We start from the raw sequence: 20,111 nt of genomic DNA on the forward strand, positions 1-20,111 counted from the left end.
CATGCGAACTGATGTCGTGGTGGTGGGGCTGGGTGCGTTCGGGTCGGCGGCGTTGTGGCGGCTGGCGGCGCGCGGGGTGAATGTGGTCGGGATCGAGCGGCAGGCGATCGGGCATCCGTTCGGCTCGTCGCACGGGACGACGCGGTTGTTCCGGGTTGCGTGTATGGAGCATCCGGGGCTGTCCGAGATCGCGCGGAAGTCGCTGGCGTTGTGGACCGAGCTGGGGGAGCGGACCGGCGAGACCTATGTGCGGCAGACGGGGTCGCTCAATGTGGGTGGGCCGACGAGCCGGCCGGTGAAGGGGGCCCAGGCGGCTGGGGCGGCGACGACCGATCTGACCCATGAGGAGGTGCGGGCGAAGTACCCGCAGTACAACCTGGAGCCGGGGGACGTTGCGGTGTGGGATCCGGAGGCGGGGATCTGCTACGCCGAGCGGACGGTGAAGGCGCAGGTGGCCGAGGCCGAGCGGCTGGGAGCGACGGTCTACCCGCACACGATGGTGACCTCGATCGAAGGCACGACCGTGCGGACGCCGACCATCGACATCGAGGCGGACCAGGTCGTGGTGTGTGGCGGTGCGTGGCTGCGCAACCTCGTGCCGGGGTTGCCGTTGACGCCACGACGGACGCCGATGTTCTGGTTCCAGGCGATGGATCCGGACTCGGAGGCGTTCCAGTTGGCCAACTTCCCGTCGTTCATCTGGGAATTCGCGGACGGACGCGGGCTGTGGGGACACGGGTCCGACGAAGGCTTCGGGGTCAAGATCGGGCTGGACGGTGGCCGGCACGTGGGCGGGTTCGACGCCGACGACCTGGACCGGTACATCCACCCGCTCGACGACATCGCCGAGCTCGCGGCCGCGGTCGGCCGGGCGTTCCCGGGGCTCGACCCGGCGCCGGTCAAGGCGATCCCGTGCATGGTCACCGACTCGCCCGACGGCCAGTTCCTGGCCGGGCGGTACGACGACCGGCTGCTGATCGCCGGCGGCGACAGCGGCCACGGCTTCAAGCACTGCGCGGGAATCGGTGAATTGTTGGCCCAGGCAACGACGAAGGAGGCGCCCTACACGGACGCCTCCTTCGTCGACCCACAGCGCTTCTAACCGGCGCGGACAAGCTCCGGGCGGGCGATCACCGGGCGGGGAGCCGGCTCGAGCGTGAGCAGGTCGAGACCCGCAACGCCGTACCGGAGCAGGACCAGGCGGGCCACCTCGGCACTCACGCCGAGCGGGGCCGACACGGCGACCGCGCCGGCCCGGCGAGCCGTGGACTCGGCGCGGTCCGGGAGTACGCCGGGAGCGAGGAACAGCGACCCGACCGCGACGTGCCGGCGGCCCTCGAGACGCCACTTGAGCACGGCCTCGGCGGGCGACGGCGACGCGGCGCAGACGAACGCGGCCGTCACCGGCAGCTTGTGCCGCTGACCCCACAGGCGCGCGAGTCGCGTGACGCTCGCGTTCGCGTGCGAGTCGCTCGAACCGGCGCACGCCAGCACCAGCGCGTCCAGCTCGCGGACACGCCCGTCCTTGAGCTCGGCCCGCATCCGGCGGTCGAGGACGTCGAGCAGGGTGTCGTCGTACCCGAGGACGTCGGAGGCGATGATCCGCAGACTCGGGAACCGCGAACGCGCCTCGTCGACGACGGCTGGTACGTCGATCTTCGCGTGGTACGCCGACGACAGCAGCAGCGGGAGGACGACGATCTCCTCCACGCCCTCGGCGGCGAGCTTGCCGATCACCTGGTACGGCGTGGGCGGGCAGTGGTCGAGGAAGGAGGCTTCGATCCGCAGGTCGTCACGCGTCTCGCGCAGGCACTTCACGAGCGAGTGGACGGTGGCGGCCGAGCGCGGGTCGCGGCTACCGTGGGCGAGGATCACGAGCGCTGGAGCAGTCACAGCAGTTCCCCTTCTTCGTCGTCGATCATGCCGGCCGCGAGCGTCCACCCGTCGTGGGCGTCGATCAGCAGGAACGATCCGGTGATGGTGTTGCGGGAGTACGGGTCGGCGGCCAGCGGTGCGGCGATCTTCAGTTGCACCTTGCCGATGTCGTTCAGTGCGAGCTCGGTGGCGTCGATGACTCCGAGCGTGTCGAGGTCCAGCGCGCCGGTGATCTTGGTGACGATCGCCTGCGCGGTGGTGGTGGTGTGCTTGATCAGCACCCGGGCTCCGACCGTCAGCGGCCGGTCGGACAACCAGCTGACGGTGGCGGCCAGTTCCCGGCGGGTGCCGGGGGAGGCCTCGGCAGCCACGATGACCGAGCCGCGGGCCACGTCGAGGTCGTCGGCCAGCCGGACCGTGACGGCCTCGCCGGCCACCGCGGACGGCCGCTCGACGACGGCGGTGCTGGTCGCCGTGACGACAGCGCGGTCGATACCGGCGACCGACGTACGCCGGCCGGCGGGCAGCACGATCACCTGGTCGCCGACCGAAACGGTGCCGGAGGCAACGGTTCCGGTGTAGCCGCGGTAATCGCGGTACTCGTCGTCGGTCTGCGGCCGGATCACGTACTGCACCGGGAACCGCAGCGGCTGCTGGGAGTTGTCGATCCGCCCGTCGGCGTTCTCCAGGTACTCGAGCAGCGTCGGGCCGTCGTACCAGTCCGTCGCTCCGGACTTGTCGACCACGTTGTCACCGACGAGCGCCGAGACCGGGATCGCCTGGATGTCCGCGATGCCGAGCTGGTCGGCAACCTCGTTCACGTCCTTGGCGATCTTGGTGAACACCGCCTCGTCGTACCCGACCAGGTCGATCTTGTTCACCGCGAGGACGACGTGCGGCACCCGGAGCAGGCCGGCCACGGCCAGATGCCTCCGGGTCTGCTCGAGTACGCCGTGCCGCGCGTCCACGAGGATGATGACCACGTCCGCGGTCGACGCGCCGGTCACGGTGTTCCGCGTGTATTGCACGTGCCCCGGGCAGTCGGCGAGGATGAACGAGCGCTTGTCGGTCGCGAAGTACCGGTAGGCGACGTCGATCGTGATGCCCTGCTCGCGCTCGGCCCGCAGGCCGTCGGTGAGCAGCGCGAAGTCGAAGTCGCCGCCGCGTGCCTCGGAGACCGTCTTCACGTGCGCGATCTGGTCGGCCAGGATCGCCTTGCAGTCGTGCAGCAGCCGCCCGACCAGCGTGGACTTGCCGTCGTCCACCGATCCGGCTGTTGCCAGACGCAACAGGGTGCTCATCAGAAGTACCCCTCTCGCTTGCGGTCTTCCATCGCGGCCTCGCTGGCCCGGTCGTCGGCGCGGGTGGCGCCGCGCTCGGTGATCTCGCTGGCCGCGACCTCGACGACGACCTCGGCCGCGCTCCCGGCGGTGGAGGCCACGGCTCCGGTGCAGGACATGTCGCCGACGGTCCGGTACCGAACGGTGCGCTTGGCAACGGTCTCGCCGTCGCGCGGCTTCGAGTAGGGGCCGACGGCAAGCAGCATGCCGTCGCGCTCGAAGACGTCGCGCTCGTGGGCGTAGTAGATGCTCGGCAGCGGGATCTGCTCGCGCTCGATGTAGTTCCAGATGTCGAGCTCGGTCCAGTTCGACAGCGGGAACACCCGGACGTGCTCGCCCGGCCGGTGCTTGCCGTTGTACAGCGACCACAGCTCCGGGCGCTGGTTCCGCGGGTCCCACTGGCCGAACTCGTCGCGCAGACTGTAGATCCGCTCCTTGGCCCGAGCCCGCTCCTCGTCCCGCCGGCCGCCGCCGAAGACCGCGTCGAACCGGTGCCTGTTGATTGCGTCGAGCAACGGAATCGTCTGGAGCTGGTTCCGGGTCCCGTCGGTGCGCTCGCGCAGCCGGCCGTCGGCGATGTACTCCTCGACGCTGGCGACCTCGAGCCGCAGGCCGAGCCGCTCGACGGTGGCGTCGCGGTAGGCGAGCACCTCCGGGAAGTTGTGCCCGGTGTCGACGTGCAGCAACGTGAACGGCACCCCGGCCGGTGAGAACGCCTTCCGGGCCAGGTGCAGCATCACGATCGAGTCCTTGCCGCCGGAGAACAGGATCACCGGCCGCTCGAACTCCGCCGCCACCTCGCGGAACACGAAGATCGACTCACTCTCGAGAGCGTCGAGCTCGGTCACCGTGGCGGTCATGTGTGGAGCCCGCATTCGACCTTGCCGGTGCCGGCCCAGCGGCCGCTGCGCGGGTCCTCGCCGGGCGCGACGCGCTGCGTGCACGGCTCGCAGCCGATCGACGGGTAGCCGTCGTACTGCAGCAGGTTGACGAGTACGCCGTTGTCCTGGATGTAGCTGTCCAGGTCGTCCTGCGTCCACGGTGCGATCGGGTTGAGCTTGACCATGTCGCGCTTGGCGTCGTACTCGACGACCGGGGTGTTGGCGCGGGTCGGCGCCTCCTCGCGGCGGATGCCGGTGACCCAGGCCTTGTAGCCGGACAGGTACCGGTTCAGCGGCTCGACCTTGCGCAGCGCGCAGCACTTGTTCGGGTCGCGATCGTGCAGCTTCTCGCCGTACTCCGCGTCCTGCTCCGCGACCGTCTGCTTCGGGGTGGCGTTGATCAGGTGGATCGGCAGCGTCGCCGCCACCGCGTCCCGGGTCCCGATCGTCTCGGCGAAGTGGTAGCCGGTGTCGAGGAACAGGACGTCGACCCCCGGCGCGGCCTGCGCCGCGAGATGGGGGAGTGCTCCGTCAGCCATCGAGGCGGTCACGACGAGCTCGTCACCGAAGGTCTCCCGCGCCCACGCGAGCACCTCGACCGCCGACGCGTCGGCGAGCCGTTCGTTCGCCTCCTCGGCGAGCGTCTTCAGATCAGCGCTTGTTTGAGGACTCATTCCACCGTCACCCGCAGTCCGATCATCTTCAGCTGGAACACCCGTGCACACGGCCGGCACTCCCACGCGCCATGGCCTTCTTCGGAGGGCCTGATGTCCTCATCCCCGCAGTACGGGCAGTACAGAGGTGCCGCACGCTCGCTCATCGCCGTCCTCGCTTCGCTGCGGGGGCGATGAGCGATGCGCTGCTGTGCTTATTGGTGAACTCGCTTCGCTCGTTCACGTAAGTGCCTCCTCATCCGCACGGGTGACCCACTGGGCAAACCGCTCGCCCTCGTTGCGCTCCTTGAGGTAGTTCTGGGTGACACGCTCCACGTAGTCCGTGAGGCCGTCGGCGGTGACCTTGTGGCCACGGAGCTTGCGGCCGAAGCCGGCGTCCAGCCCGAGACCACCGCCGAGGTGCACCTGGTACCCCGGCACCTGCTTGCCGTCGGCATCCATCACCAGCTGGCCCTTCAGGCCGATGTCCGCGACCTGGATCCGGGCACACGAGTTCGGGCAGCCGTTCACGTTCACGGTGATCGGTACGTCGAGCTCCGGGATCCGCTCCTCGAGCTCGTCGATCAGCTGGGCCGCCTTGGCCTTGGTCTCGACGATCGCCAGCTTGCAGAACTCGATGCCGGTGCAGGCCATCGTGTTCCGCCGCCAGGCCGACGGGTTCGCCTGGAACCCGAGCGCGTTCAGTTCGGCGATCAGTGAGTCGACCTGCGACTCCTCGACGTCGAGCACGAGCAGCTTCTGCTGCGCGGTGGTCCGGATCCGGTTCGACCCGTGCTTCGCGACCACGTCGGCCACCTGCGCGAGTTTCGCTCCGGAGACCCGGCCGACGACCGGCGCGACGCCGACGAAGTACTTGCCGTCCTTCTGCTTGTGCACTCCGACGTGGTCACCCTGTACGGCGGGAACCTCGGGCGCCGGGCCGTCGATCAGCTTCCGCTTCAGGTACTTCTCCTCGAGCACCTCACGAAACTTCTCCACACCCCAGTCCGCCAGCAGGAACTTCAGCCGGGCCCGGGTCCGCAGCCGGCGGTAACCGTAGTCGCGGAAGATGCTCGTCACGCCCCACCACGCCTCGGCGACCTCATCCAGCGGGATCCACGTGCCGAGTCGCTGCGCAAGCATCGGGTTCGTCGACAGGCCGCCGCCGACCCACAGGTCGAAGCCCGGGCCGTGCTCGGGGTGCACGACACCGACGAACGCGATGTCGTTCACCTCCGGTACGACGTCGTGCGACGGGTGACCGGTCAGCGCGGTCTTGAACTTCCGCGGCAGGTTCGAGAACTCGTCCGACCCGATGTACTTCGAGACGATCTCGTCGATGGCCGGCGTCGGGTCGATGATCTCGTCCGCCGCGATCCCGGCGACCGGGCTGGCGATCACGACACGGGGTACGTCGCCGCAGGCCTCGGTGGTGTAGAGCCCGACAGCCTCGAGCCGCTCCCAGATCGCCGGCACGTCCTCGATCCGGATCCAGTGCAGCTGGATGTTCTGCCGGTCGGTGATGTCGGCGGTGTCGCGCGCGTACGTCGTGGAGATCTCGGCGATCACGCGCAGCTGCTCGGCGGTCAGCTGGCCGCCCTCGATGCGGACCCGCATCATGAAGTAGCGGTCGTCCAGCTCTTCGGGCTCCAGCGTCGCGGTCTTGCCGCCGTCGATCCCGGGCTTGCGCTGGGTGTACAGCCCCCACCAGCGGAAGCGGCCGCGCAGGTCGGCGGGGTCGATCGAGTCGAAGCCGCGGTGCGCGTAGACGTTCTCGATCCGGGCCCGGACGTTCAGGCCGTCGTCGTTCTTCTTGTTCTCCTCGTTCTTGTTCAGCGGCTCGCGGTAGCCGAGGGCCCACTGGCCTTCGCCCTTGCCCTTGCGCGGGCGGGCGGGTTTGCGGGCAGCCGGAGAGGTGACGCCAGCAGTCATCGGGGACGTGTCCTTGTCCTAGTGACAGGTGCTCACCGAGGTGCGGCGGGATCGAAGCGTCGTCGGTTCGATGCGTTCCGCGCGGTGCGCACCCAGCGGTGATCGGGAGGGATCAGGGGCCGTCGTTGGCCCGGGCATGGGTCGCTGTCAGAACATCGAAGGACAACAGATGGCGCTGCGCATCCGCCCGAGGTCGACATGAATGCGACCTACGAGGTGGGTGGATCGGGCAGCGAGCATGTCCACAAGCGTCAGCGCCAGCGCCCGACTTTGCAACTGTCAATCCTGCATCCTGAGACCCGATCTCACGATATGGCTATGTCTACCAGCCTGCTGGAGATTGCTTCGGGCGCGGAACGTCTTGCACAAGAACTCTTGTGCAAGAAGTCTTGTGGAAGCTACGGTACGGCGCATGGCACCCGCGAACCGGCGCTCGGCGACCTCGTCGATGATCGCCGCCATCCATCACCCGCTGCGCCGCCGACTGATCGACCTGCTCGGCGTCGAAGGTCCCGCCACCGCCTCCCAACTGGCCGCGCGCACCGGCGAGCTGGTCGGCAACATCAGTCATCACCTGAAGGTGCTGGCGGCGGCCGAGGTGATCGAGGAAGCGCCCGAGCTGGCGAAGAACCGACGGGAGCGCTGGTGGCGCAGCGCCCACCAGTCGTACAGCTGGTCGGTCGCCGACGCGGGCGGAGAGCCTGCCGGCGAGCTCATCGCAACCGTGTCCGAGGAGAGGAACGTCACACATCACCTCGACAAGGTTCGACAGTGGTTCGAGCAGCGCCCGGAGTACGGCGAGGAGTGGGACCGAGCGGCCTTCGCAACCGACAGCTGGCTGCGGCTGACCCCGGAGCGACTGGCCGAGCTCGGCGAGCGCATCGGCGAACTGATCCAGGAGTACTACGAGAATCCGTCGGCCGAGCCGTCCGCGACGCCGATCTACGTCTTCGCGCACGGCGTGCCGGCCAGGCCATGAGCGCATCGACCGCCGTCCTGCCGCCGTTACGCCGCGACCGGCGGGTGCAGGCCTGGATCCTGTCCGGCGCTGTCTCGGAGGCCGGAGACGTCGCGTGGTACGTCGGCCTCGCCTGGAGCGCGGCGCAGGTCGCCTCACCTGCCGCGGCGGGTCTGGTGATGGGGATCGGTGCGCTGCCACGAGCGCTCTTCCTGCTGTTCGGCGGCGCGCTCGCGGATCGCCTCGACGGCCGGCGCACGATGATCGTCGCGAACCTCGGGCGCATCGCCGTCCTGGTCGTCGCCGCGTTCGTTGTCGCGGCCGGCCAGGTCACGCTCCCGTTGCTGCTGACCGTCGCGGTCGTCTTCGGGGCCGTCGACGCGCTCTACAACCCGGCGGCGGGAACGCTTCCGCGTCGGATGGTGCAGTCGGACGACCTGGTCCCGCTGGCGGCCGGACGGCAGTTGGCGAACCGGCTGGCGGTGTTCGTCGGCGCGCCGTTGGGCGGTCTGTTGGTCGCGCACGGCGGGCTGCTGACGGTGATGGTCGTGGACGCGGCGTCGTTCGGAGTCATCGCACTGGTCCTGGCGTTCGTGGTCCGGCCCCGGTTCCCGCAGCCGCCGCCTAGTGGGCACTCGATCCGTCGGGACCTGTCGGCCGGGTTCGGTTACCTGCGGCGGGAAGAGGCGGCGCGCACGCTGGTGATCGCGTTCTTCGGGCTGAACCTGTGCGTCGGTCCGGTGCTGTCCGTCGGCCTGGTGCAGCGGGTCCACCTCGACGGATGGGGTCCGGCTGCGCTCGGCTGGTTCCAGGCGTGCTCGGGCGTCTGCGCCGCGGCCGGAGCGATCGTGGCGATGCGCTGGAAGCCGCGCCGACCCGCACGGGCCGGGCTGCTCCTGCTGATCGTCCAGGCGGTCGGCTGCGTGATGATCGGCTCGGTTCCGCGGTTGGCGGTGTTCGTCGCGATGGGCATGATCGGCGCCACGGCCGGTCTCGCGTCGGCTCTGCTGTCCGGCGCGTTCCAGCAGACGATCGATCCGCCCTTCCTCGGCCGGACCTCGAGCATCGTCAGCCTCTCCGACGAAGCCCTCATGCCGCTCGCGATGACCGGCTTCGGCGCGCTGATCTCGCTGACCAGCGTCCCGGCCGCCTGTGCGTTGCTCGGTGCGGGCTTCGCGGCGCTGATGGTGTGGTCGGCGTCGCGCTTGCGCACCTGAAACCTGTACTCCGGCGTCGCCGTGCGCTACCGTCCGATCAACAATAGGAAACTTTCCTAACGATTGGTCGGAGGGAGACAATCGTGAGGTCCTGGCGTCGGTTCATCGCCGCGGTGGCGGCAGCGGGGTTGGTGGTGGGGCCGGTGACTGCAGCGGATGCCGCGGCCGGTGGCGCGGTGCGGGTCAATCAGCTCGGGTACGGCGCCTTCGACAGCAAGGCGGCGTACGTTCTGAGTCGCGGGGTCGCGACTCGTTTCGCCGTCGTGGACCGGTACGGGCGGCGGGTGTTGAGCGGCTCGGTCGGCAAGGACGTGGGGGAGTGGAACGCGACGTACCCGCACGTCTATCAACTGGATCTGTCGGCACTGAAGGTCCCGGGCCACTACCGGGTCGAGGTGCCCGGGGTCGCGTCCGCCGGGTTCGACGTGCGGGCTTCATCGGGCCCCCTCCGGGCGAGCGCCAAGGACAAGGTCGTGCAGTTCTTCACGGCTCAGCGCGACAACGCCCATCGCAACGATGCGAAAGCGCTCGTCTACCAGATCCCCGAGTTCGTCGATCCGGACAGCGACCAGACGGTCGGCGAACTCAAGCGCATCGGCGGTCCGGTCGACGTCACCGGCGGTTGGTACGACGCCGGCGACTACCTGAAGTTCACCCACATCGCGGCGTACTCGGAATCGTTGCTGTGGGCATCGGTTCGGGACCGGCCGGACGCCAAGGTGCTGGCGGAGGCGCGGCACGGGCTGGGTTGGCTGGACAAGATGTGGGACCAGCGGACGCGCACGCTGTACATCCAGGTCGGCGTCGGCGCGGGCAACGACACCGAGACCTACATCGGCGACCACGACATCTGGCGGTTGCCCGGTGTCGACGACCACCTGACCGATCCGTCCGAGCGCTTCCTGCGCAACCGGCCCGTATTCCGGGCCGCCGCGCCGGGCAAGCCGATCAGCCCCAACCTGGCCGGACGTACGGCGGCCGCGTTCGCGCTGGCCGCACAGGTCGAGCCGAACCGTGCGGACGCGCGCCGGCATCTCGAGACGGCCGCGCAGATCTTCGCGCAGGCCAAGACGACGAACGTCGGGCAGCTGGTGACGTCGTTGCCGTTCGCGTTCTATCCGGAGACGGCGTGGCGCGACGACCTCGAGCTGGGCGCGACCGAGTTGGCCTTGGCTGCCAAGCGGTTGGGCGATCCGCGCGCCGGAGCGTGGCTGAAGCAGGCGGCGTACTGGGCTTCGCAGTACCTCGCTCATGAGGCCGGCGGGGACACGTTGAACCTGTACGACGTGAGTGCGTTGGCGCACGCGGATCTGATCCGGGCTGCGCGGACCGATCGGCCGCTGGTCCGCGAGTTGGCCGGTGACCTGCGGGCCCAGTTGGAGATCGGGGTCTCGCGTTCGGCGGCGGATCCGTTCCGCGCCGGGGCGCAGTACGCCGAGTTCGACGCCGTACCGCACACCTTCGGGTTGGCTACTACCGCGCGGCTCTACCGCAAGGTGACGGGTGACCGTCGGTATGACGCCTTCGGTCAACGGCAACTCGACTGGGCCTTCGGCGCGAACGCCTGGGGCGTCTCGTTCGTCATCGGCGTAGGGCAGACCTTCGAGCGCTGCCCGCACCACCAGATCGCGAACATCACCGGTCGGCAGTTGACCGGCGCGGTCGTCAACGGTCCCAACTCCGCCGATCTCTTCACGGACGGGCTCGACGACTACCTCGACGGGATGACCCATTGCCCGGCGGACGCGTCCGACCCGTATGCGCAGTACACCGGTCACGACTCGCGGTATGTGGACGACGTACGGTCCTGGCAGACAGCCGAACCTGCGGACGACTTCGCGGCGATCGCGGTCTATGCGCTGACGTAAACTCACGCGGGTGGCTGGCTGGGAAGACGTCCGGGAATTCACCCTCGGCAACATCTCCCGCCCGGCCACCCGCACGCACAATCAGATCGAGTTCGGCCCGAACGCCATCCGCGCCGTCCAGGGCTCGAACGACGACCGCGAACTCGAGCCCTATGCGTACGTCGGTCCCGACCGCTCGCTCTACCTCGACGCCGACCTGACCCAGCTCCTCTGCCAAGTCGTGGCCACGGGCGAGCACTCGTGGGCCGTGCACGATGATGCGGGGGCCGTCATCGGAACCATCACCCGCCTCCCGTCGCATCGCCCGCTCCTCCGCCCCAACTGGCGCATCGACCAGCCCGGCCACCCCGCCATCACCGGCCGCACCGAATGGCTGACCGGCAGCCCTGGCCGCCTGGCCGCCAAGGCCGTCACCCGCGTCATAGCCGGCGTACTGGACGGCCTCACCGGGGTAGGCGACGAGGGCGGCGACCAGCTCACCAAGTCCCGCACTCTCGAATGGCGCACCTCCGACGAACTGGTGATGATCTCGAACTCGTCGATCCGCATCATGGCGGATTGGCTGGATCGCCGCCTCGCCTTCGCCTACGCCCTCGTCGCCGAATGACCGGCGACCGCCGTTCGGCGCGCGCGATTGCGGCTGACGTCAGGTCCGGCGCTGTGACTGCGGTCGAGGTTGTCGAGAACGCGATTGCCGCGGCTGAGCGGCTCGATCCGGTGCTGCATTTCCTGGACGAACTGGATGCTGCGGCCGCGCGGGCTGTGGCGGAGCAGTTGGAGCCGACGGGTCTGCTGGCCGGCGTACCGTTCCTGATCAAGTCGCGTACGCCGCCGGACGCGCCGATCATCGGCCGGCTGGTTGCCGCCGGCGCGATCCCGATCGGCTGGTCGACCCGGGCCCGGCCCGGCGCGATCTCGCAGACCTTCGGCTGGAACGGCCACGACTACACCCGGAACCCGTGGGACCTCTCCCGCTCACCAGGTGGTTCGACCGCAGGTGGTGCTGCGGCTGTCGCGGCGGGCGTCGTACCTCTGGCAACGGGCGGAGACAGCGGTGGCTCGCTCCGCATCCCGGCCTCGTTCTCCGGCGTCATCGGTTTCAAAGGCACCCACGGCCGCATCCCGCGCCCAGGCGGGCGTCCCCTCGGCGGTTTGACCACCGCCGGCGTGATCGGCTTCAACCTCGACGACGTCATCCTCGCGACCAGCATCGCTTCCGGCCCCCACCGCCTCGACCCGACCGCCCTTCCACGTTGGCCGGTTCGCGTCCTTGAGCACCGGCCAACCATCGCCGACGGCGATTCGTGGTTGGTGGGTGCTCAAAGTCGTCGGTGGCGGGTTGCTTATCGGTCGACGCTTGGGGCGTGTGCGGCTGAACCGGGTGTCGATCGGGTTGTGCGGGAGCGGATTGGGGCGGTTGACGTCGAACTGGTCGACGTACCGCTGGAGCTCGCGCCCACGGAGGAAGCGTGGAGAGTGTTGTCCGACTTGGACAACGGGCGCGGGGTGGAGGCGTCCGCGGCGCGGCGGGCTCGGGAGGTCCGGGACTTCAACAACACTGCGCTTGCTGATCTGTTCGCCGAGGTGGATGCACTCGTCACGCCGACCACGTTGACTGTTGCCCACGGCTACGATCAGCATGAGCAGAGCATCGTGACCGGTGATCCGTGCTGGGTGTTCAACGTGACCGGCCATCCCGCGGTGAGCGTCCCGGTCGGAAAGTCGCAGGGACTGCCGGTGGGCGCGCAGGTGGTTGCGCCGCATGGGGCGGACGAGGTTGCGCTGGCGGTGGCTCGCCTGCTCCTGGTCGACCTTCCCCTCCCGCCGGTCCACTGACCGGACGCGCCCTCGCCGAGCCGTCGGTGACCGGCGGCGGAAGAGCCTTTGCCACGGCGTCGATTGCCGACGCTTGCTTGCGGTCGGGTGTGGTCTCGCCGCGTGCGGTGGGGGAGCGGAGGGGCTCGGGCTTCGTGAAGTCGGAGATTGCGGCGACGACCGGGGGTGTGTAGGGGTGCTCGCGTACGGCGGTGGTCTGCATGGGGGAGGGTGTTGGAGGGTGGATGGCTTCCTTCAGTTCAGTGCGGAAGAACTTGACGAGTTCCTTTGCGCGGAGGACTCGGCTGCGGCGGAGGACGTGCTGTTCGCCGGACAGTGACGCTTTCTCGCGCCAGCTGACGTCGAACATGATCCGGCCGAGTCGAAAGCCGGCGTTCGTCTCGCCGCCGGGGTAGCCCCGTGCACCTCCGTCGGTGAAGAACTCACTGTAGAAGGCGCCCTCGTCCTCGAACTTCAGCACGTTCCAGGCCCGGAACTGGTCGGTCGGCAGCTCGCCCCGCACCCACGCCTCATCCATCAACGCATGCGACTCGGCGTTCAGCGGCCGGTGCCCGACATACCGGTACTGCGGACGCTCGCCCCGCCGGCGGCGTTCGTACTCCGTGATGATCTGCGGCCATTCATCCGCGGAGATCGCCCGGGCCAGCCGCGACGCCAACGACGTACGTGCCCGCAGCTCGGCCCGCGAGGTCACCGGGTGATCGGTCCGACCGGTCATCGTCTCGAGCTTGTCCATCACGAACGTCTCGCCTATCGGCCCGACCCGCTCCCACTGGGTGACCTTCAGCGAAGGGCGATTCGGCCCGCCGGTCAGCGTGTTGAGCGCACGCAGCGCGGCGATTCCCAACCGGTAGAGCGGTACGCGCCGGCGCATGATGCGCGTCTCCCAGCGAGTCCGCTCGTCGCTGTCCAACCACGCAGTACCGACCAGATCGCGGCTCATCCCGGGTGGTCCGCGCGCCAGTTCTTGATCAGCTGTTCCATGTCGGTGTGGATGAAGGCGAAGAAGTCCGCGGCCTCGGTCAGCCGGCGGGCGACGGGGGAGTCGGCCGGGAAGAGACCGGCGCCGGAGCGGCTGGTCGCCTCCCACTCGCTCAGCGCGAGGTTGCGGCGCTCGAGGATCGCGGCGAAGACGTCTTCGCGAATCCGGTAGTGATCCTTGCGTGAACCGGGCAGCCGCTCGCGCGAGATGAACGACACCTGCAACAACTGCCGTACGGCGCCGGACACCGCCGGCTGGCTGATCTTCAACGACTCGGCCAGCTCGGCTGCCGTCATCGTGCCGGTCGGGCTGACCAGCATCGCGCCCATCACCCGAGCCGACATCGTCGGTACGCCGCTGTTCGCCAGCACGCCAGCGAACCGCTCGACGAACTGGCTCACGGCTTCCCGGCTCGGTTCCTCCGCCATGGTTGAAGCTTACGGTAATTTGATTTATCGCAACTATCACAAAGTTCTGATAATTTGAATCCATGACCTCGACCACCGACGCCCCGGCCCCGACGCTCACCGGCGCCCGCCGCTTCGGCGTACTCATCGCACTCTGTCTCGCCGTCCTCGTGCTCGGCCTCGACACGACCGTGCTCAACGTCGCGCTGCCGACGCTCGCCAAGGACCTGGACGCGTCGACCAGCCAGCTGCAATGGATGGCGAACAGCTACAACCTCGTCCTCGCCGCGCTGCTGCTGCCGGCCGGCCTGCTCGGCGACCGGTATGGGCGGCGCAAGATCATCGCGATCGCGCTCACCCTGTTCGGCCTCGCGTCGTTGGCCTGTGCGCTGTCCGACTCCGCGGGTCAACTGATCGCGGCGCGCGCGTTCCTCGGGATCGGGGCGGCGATGATCGTTCCCGTCGCGCTGTCGCTGATCACCGTGCTGTTCCGCACCGAGCAGGACCGGAAGAAGGCGATCGGGTTCTTCGTCGTTGCCAACAGCATCGGTATGCCGCTCGGCCCGATCGTGGGCGGTCTGCTCCTCGATCACGCCGGCTGGCAGTGGATCTTCCTGATGAACGTGCCGATCGCGTTCATCGCGGCCCTAGCGGTCACATTGCTCGTCCCCGAGACCCGCAGCTCGAACCGGCCGGCGATCGACTGGCTCGGCATCGTGTTGTCGAGCACCGGTCTCGCGGCGCTCGTGTACGGCGTGACCAAGGCCGGCGAATCGTCCTGGACCGACGGTGTCACGATCATGTTCCTCGGACTGGCCGTCGTGCTGATCGCCGGGTTCCTGGTCTGGCAGCGGCGCAACCGTGAGCCGCTGATCGAGCTCCGGTTGTTCAGCGAGCGGGTGTTCACCGGTGGCGCCGTACTGCTGACGGTGTCGGTGTTCGCGATCTTCGGGCTGCTCTTCACGATGCCGCAGTACTTCCAGGGCATCAACGGATCGGATGCGCTGCACACCGGGCTGAAGTTGCTGCCGTTCATCGGCGGGATGACGATCGGCGCGAAGCTGGCCGAGCCGGTGGAGGCTCGCATCGGCACGCGTCTGGTGGTGATGACCGGGTTCGTGGTGATGGCGGTCGGGTTCGCGCTCGGCGCCTTCACCGATCTCGGGACCGGGTACGGGTACACGGCGAGCTGGTTCGTGGTGGTCGGATTCGGACTCGGCTGCTCGATGCCGCAGGCAATGAACGCGGCGCTCGGCGTACTCGATCCGGAACGGGCCGGGACCGGATCCGGTCTGCTGCAGGCGTTCCGCCAGGTTGGCGGCACGGTCGGCGTCGCCGTACTCGGGACCGTGCTCAACTCGGTCTACCGCCACGACCTCGACACGACCGGGCTGCCCGCGCAGGTCGCCGACACGGTCAAGAAGAGCCTGGGCGGCGGACTGGCGGTCGCCGCCCAGGCGGCCTCGCCGGAGCTGCTCGCCAACGTCCGCGACGCCTTCATGAGCAGCCTGAACACCACGATGTGGGTGTCGGCAGCCATCGCCGCCGTCGGCGCGATCCTCGCCGCAGTCCTGATGCCGAAGCGAGCCGCAAAGGCCTCGCAGGACGCGCTGATGGGTGTCCAGCAGGACGCCTGACCGCAGACGAAAGCGCCCGCTCCAGAAGGGAGCGGGCGCTGTTCTACGTCAGTTGAGCACGAGGCCCGGGTAGAGCGGGTGCTTGTCGAGGATCTCGGCCGAGGCGGCGCGGGTCTTGTCGGCGACACCGTCGGCGAGGACGTACTTCGCCTTGGACGGGGCGCCCGCCGACGTGGTCGTCGGGGTGGTCGAGGACAGCACGTCCACGATCAGCTCGGCGACCCGGTCGAACTCGTCGGCGCCGAATCCGCGCGTGGTGAGCGCCGGCGTACCGATCCGGACACCCGAGGTGTACCAGGCGCCGTTCGGGTCGCGCGGTACGGCGTTCCGGTTGGTGACGATGCCGGCATCGAGCAGCGCCGACTCGGCCTGCCGGCCGGTGATGCCGTACGACGACACGTCGAGCAGCACCAGGTGGTTCTCGGTGCCGTCCGTCACGAGCTTCACGCCACGCTTCATCAGGCCCTCGGCCAGTACGACGGCGTTGTCCGCGACAGCCTGCGCGTACTGACGGAACGACGGCTGCCGCGCCTCGGCCAGAGCGACTGCCTTCGCGGCCATCGTCTGGCTCAGCGGACCGCCCAGCACCATCGGGCAGCCGCGGTCGACGGACTCGGCGTACTCCGGCTGGCACAGCACCATGCCGCCGCGCGGACCACGCAGCGACTTGTGCGTCGTGGTCGTGGTGACGTGCGCGTGCGGGATCGGGTCGAAGTCGCCGGTGAAGACCTTGCCCGCGACCAGACCGGCGAAGTGCGCCATGTCGACCATCAGCGTCGCGCCGACCTCGTCGGCGATCTCACGCATCTTGGCGAAGTTCACCTTGCGCGGGTACGCCGAGTAGCCGGCGATCAGGATCAGCGGCTTGAACTCGCGGGCCTTGCGGGCGACCTCGTCGTAGTCGAGCAGGCCGGTCCCCGGGTCGGTGCCGTAGGAGTGCTGGTTGAACATCTTGCCGGAGATGTTCGGCCGGAAGCCGTGGGTCAGGTGACCGCCGGCGTCCAGCGACATCCCGAGCATCTTCTGGTCGCCGAGCGCCTTGCGGAGCTTGGTCCAGTCGTCCTCGGACAGGTCGTTGACGTGCTTCGCGCCTGCCTCGGCCAGCGCCGGGGACTCGATCCGTTGCGCGAGGATCGCCCAGAACGCGACCAGGTTCGCGTCGATGCCCGAGTGCGGCTGGACGTAGGCGTGCGGGGCGTCGAACAGCGCCCGCGCGTGGTCGGCGGCGGCCTGCTCGACGGTGTCGACGTTCTGGCAGCCGGCGTAGAAGCGGTGACCGATCGTGCCCTCGGCGTACTTGTCGGACAGCCAGTTGCCCATCGTCAGCAGGGTGGCGGGGGAGGCGTAGTTCTCGCTCGCGATCAGCTTCAGCGAGGACCGCTGGTCGGCCAGCTCGGCCTTGATCGCGCCGGCGATCGTCGGTTCGACCGCGGCGATCACCTGCAGCGCGTTGTTGTACGCGGCCGACGCGGCGGCGGCATCGAACGGTGCGGTGTTGTCGGTGGGTTGAGGCATCGTTGTCTCTCCTGCGGTTGCAGTGGGTCGAAGGCACCCAGGCGCACGGTGCCGACGGGTTTCGCTCCCCGGTGGTTCTCCACCTTCAGCGCGCCAGTCGCGACGCCGCTCACCCTACCGCGCGCTCGAGGATCAGTGGGAACGGTGTGGTCCTCGGCAGGGTCCCGAAAACACCGCCCCAGTCGTTCGCCAACCGGGACGCCACGAACGCGTCCGCAACCGCCGGTGTCGAGTACCTGATCAGCAACGAACCCTGCAGGCACAGGGCCATCAGCGCAGCCAGCCTCCGCGCACCTGCCTCGGCGTTCTCGATATCAGCAAGCGCTTGCAGTACGTCGTTCACCGCGGCATCGAGCCTGGCGTCGGCGCCTTGTACGGCGGCCATCTCGGTCAGCCAGGCGTCGAGCGACTCGGGCCTTCTCAGGGCTCGCAGTACGTCGAGCGCGTTGACGTTCCCCGACCCTTCCCAGATCGAGTTCAACGGCGACTCGCGGTAGAGCAGCGGCAGCCCGGACTCCTCGACATACCCGTTCCCGCCCAGACACTCCAACGCTTCCGCCACCATGAACGGCGTCCGCTTACAAACCCAAAACTTGGCCAACGGCAGAGCGATCCGCCGAAACGCCGCTTCCTGCTCCGCGCTCCGCCCGGCGCCCGGCACCTCCCCGTTCCCCGCGCCGCCGCCCCCTCTGGGGCCGGCGGCGCGGGATGTATCTACTGCTGCCGCCAGGCGCATGGCTAGGGCTGTGGCCGCTTCGCTCTCGATGGCCAAGTCGGCGAGGACGTTCTGCATTGCCGGCTTGTCGGCGAGCAACCCGCCGAAGGCATTCCGGTGCCTGGTATGCCAGATGGCCTCGACGAGCGCTCGTCGCTGGAGTGCCGCCGAGCCCAGCACGCAGTCCAGGCGGGTCGCCGCCACCATCTCGATGATCGTGCGGACCCCGGCGCCTTCCTCACCCAGCCGGTATCCGATCGTGCCGTGGAACTCGACCTCGGACGAGGCGTTCGACCGGTTGCCGAGCTTGTCCTTCAGCCGCTGCAGCGCGAACGGGTTCCGGTTGCCATCAGCAAGCACCCGCGGTACGACGAAGCAGCTCAGCCCGTCCGGCGCCTGCGCCAGCACCAGGAACACATCGACCTGCGGCGCCGAGCAGAACCACTTGTGCCCGTTCAGCTGGTACTCACCGTCGCCCACGGGCGTCGCGGTGGTGAGGTTCGCCCGTACGTCGGACCCGCCCTGCTTCTCGGTCATCCCCATCCCGGCGAGGACACCGCTCTTCTGGGCGACCGGCAGCCGGCGTACGTCGTACTCCGTCGACGCCAGCTGCGGGACCCACTCCTTCGCGAGACCCTCGTCCGCGCGCAGCGCCGGCACCGCGGCGTACGTCATCGAGATCGGGCACCCGTGCCCCGGCTCCACCTGGGACCACAGATAGAACCCGGCCGCCCGGGTCAGGTGCGGCGACGGGCGATCGCTGGTCCACGGCGCGGCCTGCAGCCCGAAGCCGACGGCCTGCTCCATCAGCCAGTGCCACGACGGGTGGAACTCGACCTCGTCGATGCGGTTCCCGTAGCGGTCGTGCGTGCGCAGTACCGGCGGGTTCTGGTTCGCCGGGAGGGCGTGTGCGCGGGCCTCCTCCGAACCCGCCAGCTCGCCGATCCGGTGGAGACCGGGGTCGTCCGCCAGGCCGGCGTACGGACGCAGAGCGTCACCGAGCGCCGCATCCTGGGTGAAGAAGTTCACGCCCCGCAGTGGGGGAGCCTGATTCGTTACCGCGAATGGGTCCGCCATGTCAGTACGGTAAGCGGTATGGCACGTATCGGGGCAGGACCCACTGGTGGGAGCTCCCTCTCATTGGCATGGGTCCGCCGCATCCCCGCGACGACCTGGAGTCTGCTCACGCAGACCGTCGGGGTGTGTCTGCGCTACCGCGTCACCGGGCTGGCGGCCGAGGGTGCGTTCTACGCCATCCTCTCGCTGCCGCCGCTGATCTTCGGACTCGCCGGGTCGCTCGGTTACATCGCGAGCAAGTGGTTCGAGGTCGAGACGATCAACGAGGTCAAGCAGCAGATCGTCGATCTGGCCGCGCGGGCGCTGACCGACGACTCGATCAGGAACGTCATCGAGCCGACCCTGGACCAGGTGCTGAACGGCGGCCGGCCGGACGTCATCTCGATCGGATTCGTCCTGGCGCTATGGTCCGGCAGCCGAGCGCTGAACGTGTTCGTCGACACCATCACGATCATGTACGGGATGGGCGGCAAGCGCGGCATCGTCCGGACCCGCGCGCTGTCCTTCAGCCTGTACTGCGCGGCGCTCATCATCGGCGTGATCGTCCTGCCGCTGGTGCTGGCCGGTCCGGACGCGGTCGACGCGCTCCTCCCGCACAACCTGGACTTCCTGAACCAGCTGTACTGGCCGGTCGTCACGATCCTGTCCGCGGGCTTCTTGAACACCCTGTACCACCTATCCGTGCCGATCCGGACGCCATGGGTCTCCGACCTGCCCGGGTCGTTCCTGGCGCTGTCGATCTGGATCCTGGGCAGCTTCGTCCTGCGGTGGATCCTGCAGAGCACCGTCGGCGGTACGTCGATCTACGGCCCGCTGGCCGCGCCGATCGCAGTACTGATGTGGCTGTATATGACTGCCATCGCGGTGCTGATAGGTGCGGCGCTGAATGCTGTCGTGGACCGGCTGTGGCCGCACAAGCAGCATGTCGCCGAGGTGAAGTCGCAGGCCGCCGAGGAGGACGAGGTCGAGCCGGTGATGAAGGCGGAGGCCGAGCCGCACCATGAGCACACGCTGACCCCGCTGGAGTCCGAGCGCCCGGAGGTCGAGGCGGCGCGCAAGGTCGAGGGGTTGGCCGCGCGACCGCCGAAGTCTGCGCCCGCGCCGGAGAAGCCTGTGTCCGAGAAGCCTGCTGCTGAGGCTGTGCGGAAGCCTGCGTCGGTCGGAAAATCCGGTGCGCAGGGTGACACCGACGACCTAGTCTGACCACATCAGACGGTC

General features: G+C 68.9%; 16 protein-coding genes and 1 riboswitch. Of the genes, 8 read left to right on the forward strand and 8 right to left on the reverse strand.

Translation table 11 applies throughout. The annotated features are described in order from the left end of the window. Nucleotide 1: 1 nt before the first annotated feature. On the forward strand, nucleotides 2-1,102 hold the full coding sequence (solA, locus tag EV653_RS07550; protein ID WP_134099282.1) for an N-methyl-L-tryptophan oxidase: 1,101 nt from the start codon (nucleotides 2-4) through the stop codon (nucleotides 1,100-1,102). Here solA and EV653_RS07555 read toward each other — a convergent pair. The 5 genes from EV653_RS07555 to EV653_RS07575 all read right to left on the reverse strand — a co-directional run bounded on the left by EV653_RS07555 (nucleotide 1,099) and on the right by EV653_RS07575 (nucleotide 6,681). Beyond that, a complete protein-coding gene (locus EV653_RS07555) occupies nucleotides 1,099-1,893 on the reverse strand; it encodes a sirohydrochlorin chelatase (protein WP_134099285.1) in 795 nt (264 codons plus the stop codon). The two genes, solA and EV653_RS07555, sit on opposite strands and share 4 nt — an antisense overlap. Next, nucleotides 1,890-3,176, reverse strand: coding sequence for a sulfate adenylyltransferase subunit 1 (locus EV653_RS07560; RefSeq protein WP_134099288.1), 1,287 nt, complete (start codon nucleotides 3,174-3,176; stop codon nucleotides 1,890-1,892). The genes EV653_RS07555 and EV653_RS07560 overlap by 4 nt, the downstream gene beginning before the upstream one ends. After that, on the reverse strand, nucleotides 3,176-4,075 hold the full coding sequence (gene cysD, locus EV653_RS07565) for a sulfate adenylyltransferase subunit CysD (RefSeq protein ID WP_202871500.1): 900 nt from the start codon (nucleotides 4,073-4,075) through the stop codon (nucleotides 3,176-3,178). Before cysD ends, EV653_RS07560 begins: the two co-directional genes overlap by 1 nt. Continuing rightward, entirely contained in the window at nucleotides 4,072-4,770 is a 699-nt protein-coding gene (locus tag EV653_RS07570; RefSeq protein ID WP_134099293.1) for a phosphoadenylyl-sulfate reductase, read from the reverse strand. Before EV653_RS07570 ends, cysD begins: the two co-directional genes overlap by 4 nt. A 219-nt stretch (nucleotides 4,771-4,989) precedes the next feature. Further along, a complete protein-coding gene (locus EV653_RS07575; protein ID WP_134099296.1) occupies nucleotides 4,990-6,681 on the reverse strand; it encodes a nitrite/sulfite reductase in 1,692 nt (563 codons plus the stop codon). Nucleotides 6,682-7,093: 412 nt separating this feature from the next. On the opposite strand from EV653_RS07575, the gene EV653_RS07580 reads away from it, so the two are divergent. The 5 genes from EV653_RS07580 to EV653_RS07595 all read left to right on the forward strand — a co-directional run bounded on the left by EV653_RS07580 (nucleotide 7,094) and on the right by EV653_RS07595 (nucleotide 12,560). Beyond that, nucleotides 7,094-7,660: an ArsR/SmtB family transcription factor gene (locus tag EV653_RS07580; RefSeq protein WP_134099299.1), complete on the forward strand. Its 567-nt coding sequence runs from the start codon at nucleotides 7,094-7,096 to the stop codon at nucleotides 7,658-7,660. Then, the gene (locus EV653_RS07585; protein ID WP_134099302.1) at nucleotides 7,657-8,856 is read left to right on the forward strand and encodes an MFS transporter; all 1,200 of its coding nucleotides are present in this window, start codon (nucleotides 7,657-7,659) and stop codon (nucleotides 8,854-8,856) included. Before EV653_RS07580 ends, EV653_RS07585 begins: the two co-directional genes overlap by 4 nt. Nucleotides 8,857-8,939: 83 nt before the next feature. After that, nucleotides 8,940-10,724, forward strand: coding sequence for a glycoside hydrolase family 9 protein (locus tag EV653_RS07590; RefSeq protein WP_134099305.1), 1,785 nt, complete (start codon nucleotides 8,940-8,942; stop codon nucleotides 10,722-10,724). A gap of 10 nt (nucleotides 10,725-10,734) precedes the next feature. Next, complete coding sequence (locus tag EV653_RS41020; RefSeq protein WP_166679313.1) at nucleotides 10,735-11,331, forward strand: hypothetical protein; 597 nt, start codon at nucleotides 10,735-10,737, stop codon at nucleotides 11,329-11,331. 53 nt (nucleotides 11,332-11,384) lie between these two features. After that, complete coding sequence (locus EV653_RS07595) at nucleotides 11,385-12,560, forward strand: amidase (protein WP_166679314.1); 1,176 nt, start codon at nucleotides 11,385-11,387, stop codon at nucleotides 12,558-12,560. 939 nt (nucleotides 12,561-13,499) lie between these two features. Here the strand turns inward: EV653_RS07595 and EV653_RS07600 are convergent. Further along, a complete protein-coding gene (locus EV653_RS07600; protein ID WP_134099311.1) occupies nucleotides 13,500-13,970 on the reverse strand; it encodes a GbsR/MarR family transcriptional regulator in 471 nt (156 codons plus the stop codon). A 62-nt stretch (nucleotides 13,971-14,032) separates the two neighbouring features. Here EV653_RS07600 and EV653_RS07605 point away from each other — a divergent pair, with 62 nt between their 5' ends. Continuing rightward, nucleotides 14,033-15,586: a DHA2 family efflux MFS transporter permease subunit gene (locus tag EV653_RS07605; protein ID WP_134099314.1), complete on the forward strand. Its 1,554-nt coding sequence runs from the start codon at nucleotides 14,033-14,035 to the stop codon at nucleotides 15,584-15,586. A 48-nt stretch (nucleotides 15,587-15,634) separates the two neighbouring features. Here the strand turns inward: EV653_RS07605 and EV653_RS07610 are convergent, their stop codons facing one another. After that, entirely contained in the window at nucleotides 15,635-17,101 is a 1,467-nt protein-coding gene (locus tag EV653_RS07610) for a glycine hydroxymethyltransferase (protein ID WP_134099317.1), read from the reverse strand. Between the two features lie 28 nt (nucleotides 17,102-17,129). Beyond that, a riboswitch (ZMP/ZTP riboswitch) is annotated at nucleotides 17,130-17,212 on the reverse strand. Further along, nucleotides 17,211-18,893: an acyl-CoA dehydrogenase family protein gene (locus EV653_RS07615; protein ID WP_134099320.1), complete on the reverse strand. Its 1,683-nt coding sequence runs from the start codon at nucleotides 18,891-18,893 to the stop codon at nucleotides 17,211-17,213. (Overlaps the previous riboswitch by 2 nt.) 18 nt (nucleotides 18,894-18,911) lie before the next feature. Here EV653_RS07615 and EV653_RS07620 point away from each other — a divergent pair, with 18 nt between their 5' ends. Continuing rightward, nucleotides 18,912-20,096: a YihY/virulence factor BrkB family protein gene (locus tag EV653_RS07620; RefSeq protein ID WP_134099323.1), complete on the forward strand. Its 1,185-nt coding sequence runs from the start codon at nucleotides 18,912-18,914 to the stop codon at nucleotides 20,094-20,096. Nucleotides 20,097-20,111 lie beyond the last annotated feature (15 nt).

Origin of the sequence: Kribbella pratensis (assembly GCF_004365355.1) — a bacterium.
Classification (GTDB): Bacteria; Actinomycetota; Actinomycetes; order Propionibacteriales; family Kribbellaceae; genus Kribbella.

Bases quoted from the DNA above. Each gene is read 5' to 3' on its own strand.
- EV653_RS07585 (WP_134099302.1), top strand. From the start codon at position 7,657: ATGAGCGCATCGACCGCCGTCCTGCCGCCGTTACGCCGCGACCGGCGG.
- EV653_RS07575 (WP_134099296.1), bottom strand. From the start codon at position 6,681: ATGACTGCTGGCGTCACCTCTCCGGCTGCCCGCAAACCCGCCCGCCCG.
- EV653_RS07570 (WP_134099293.1), bottom strand. From the start codon at position 4,770: ATGAGTCCTCAAACAAGCGCTGATCTGAAGACGCTCGCCGAGGAGGCG.
- EV653_RS07580 (WP_134099299.1), top strand. From the start codon at position 7,094: ATGGCACCCGCGAACCGGCGCTCGGCGACCTCGTCGATGATCGCCGCC.
- EV653_RS07600 (WP_134099311.1), bottom strand. From the start codon at position 13,970: ATGGCGGAGGAACCGAGCCGGGAAGCCGTGAGCCAGTTCGTCGAGCGG.
- EV653_RS07605 (WP_134099314.1), top strand. From the start codon at position 14,033: ATGACCTCGACCACCGACGCCCCGGCCCCGACGCTCACCGGCGCCCGC.
- EV653_RS07615 (WP_134099320.1), bottom strand. From the start codon at position 18,893: ATGGCGGACCCATTCGCGGTAACGAATCAGGCTCCCCCACTGCGGGGC.
- EV653_RS07620 (WP_134099323.1), top strand. From the start codon at position 18,912: ATGGCACGTATCGGGGCAGGACCCACTGGTGGGAGCTCCCTCTCATTG.
- EV653_RS07610 (WP_134099317.1), bottom strand. From the start codon at position 17,101: ATGCCTCAACCCACCGACAACACCGCACCGTTCGATGCCGCCGCCGCG.
- cysD (WP_202871500.1), bottom strand. From the start codon at position 4,075: ATGACCGCCACGGTGACCGAGCTCGACGCTCTCGAGAGTGAGTCGATC.
- EV653_RS07560 (WP_134099288.1), bottom strand. From the start codon at position 3,176: ATGAGCACCCTGTTGCGTCTGGCAACAGCCGGATCGGTGGACGACGGC.
- solA (WP_134099282.1), top strand. From the start codon at position 2: ATGCGAACTGATGTCGTGGTGGTGGGGCTGGGTGCGTTCGGGTCGGCG.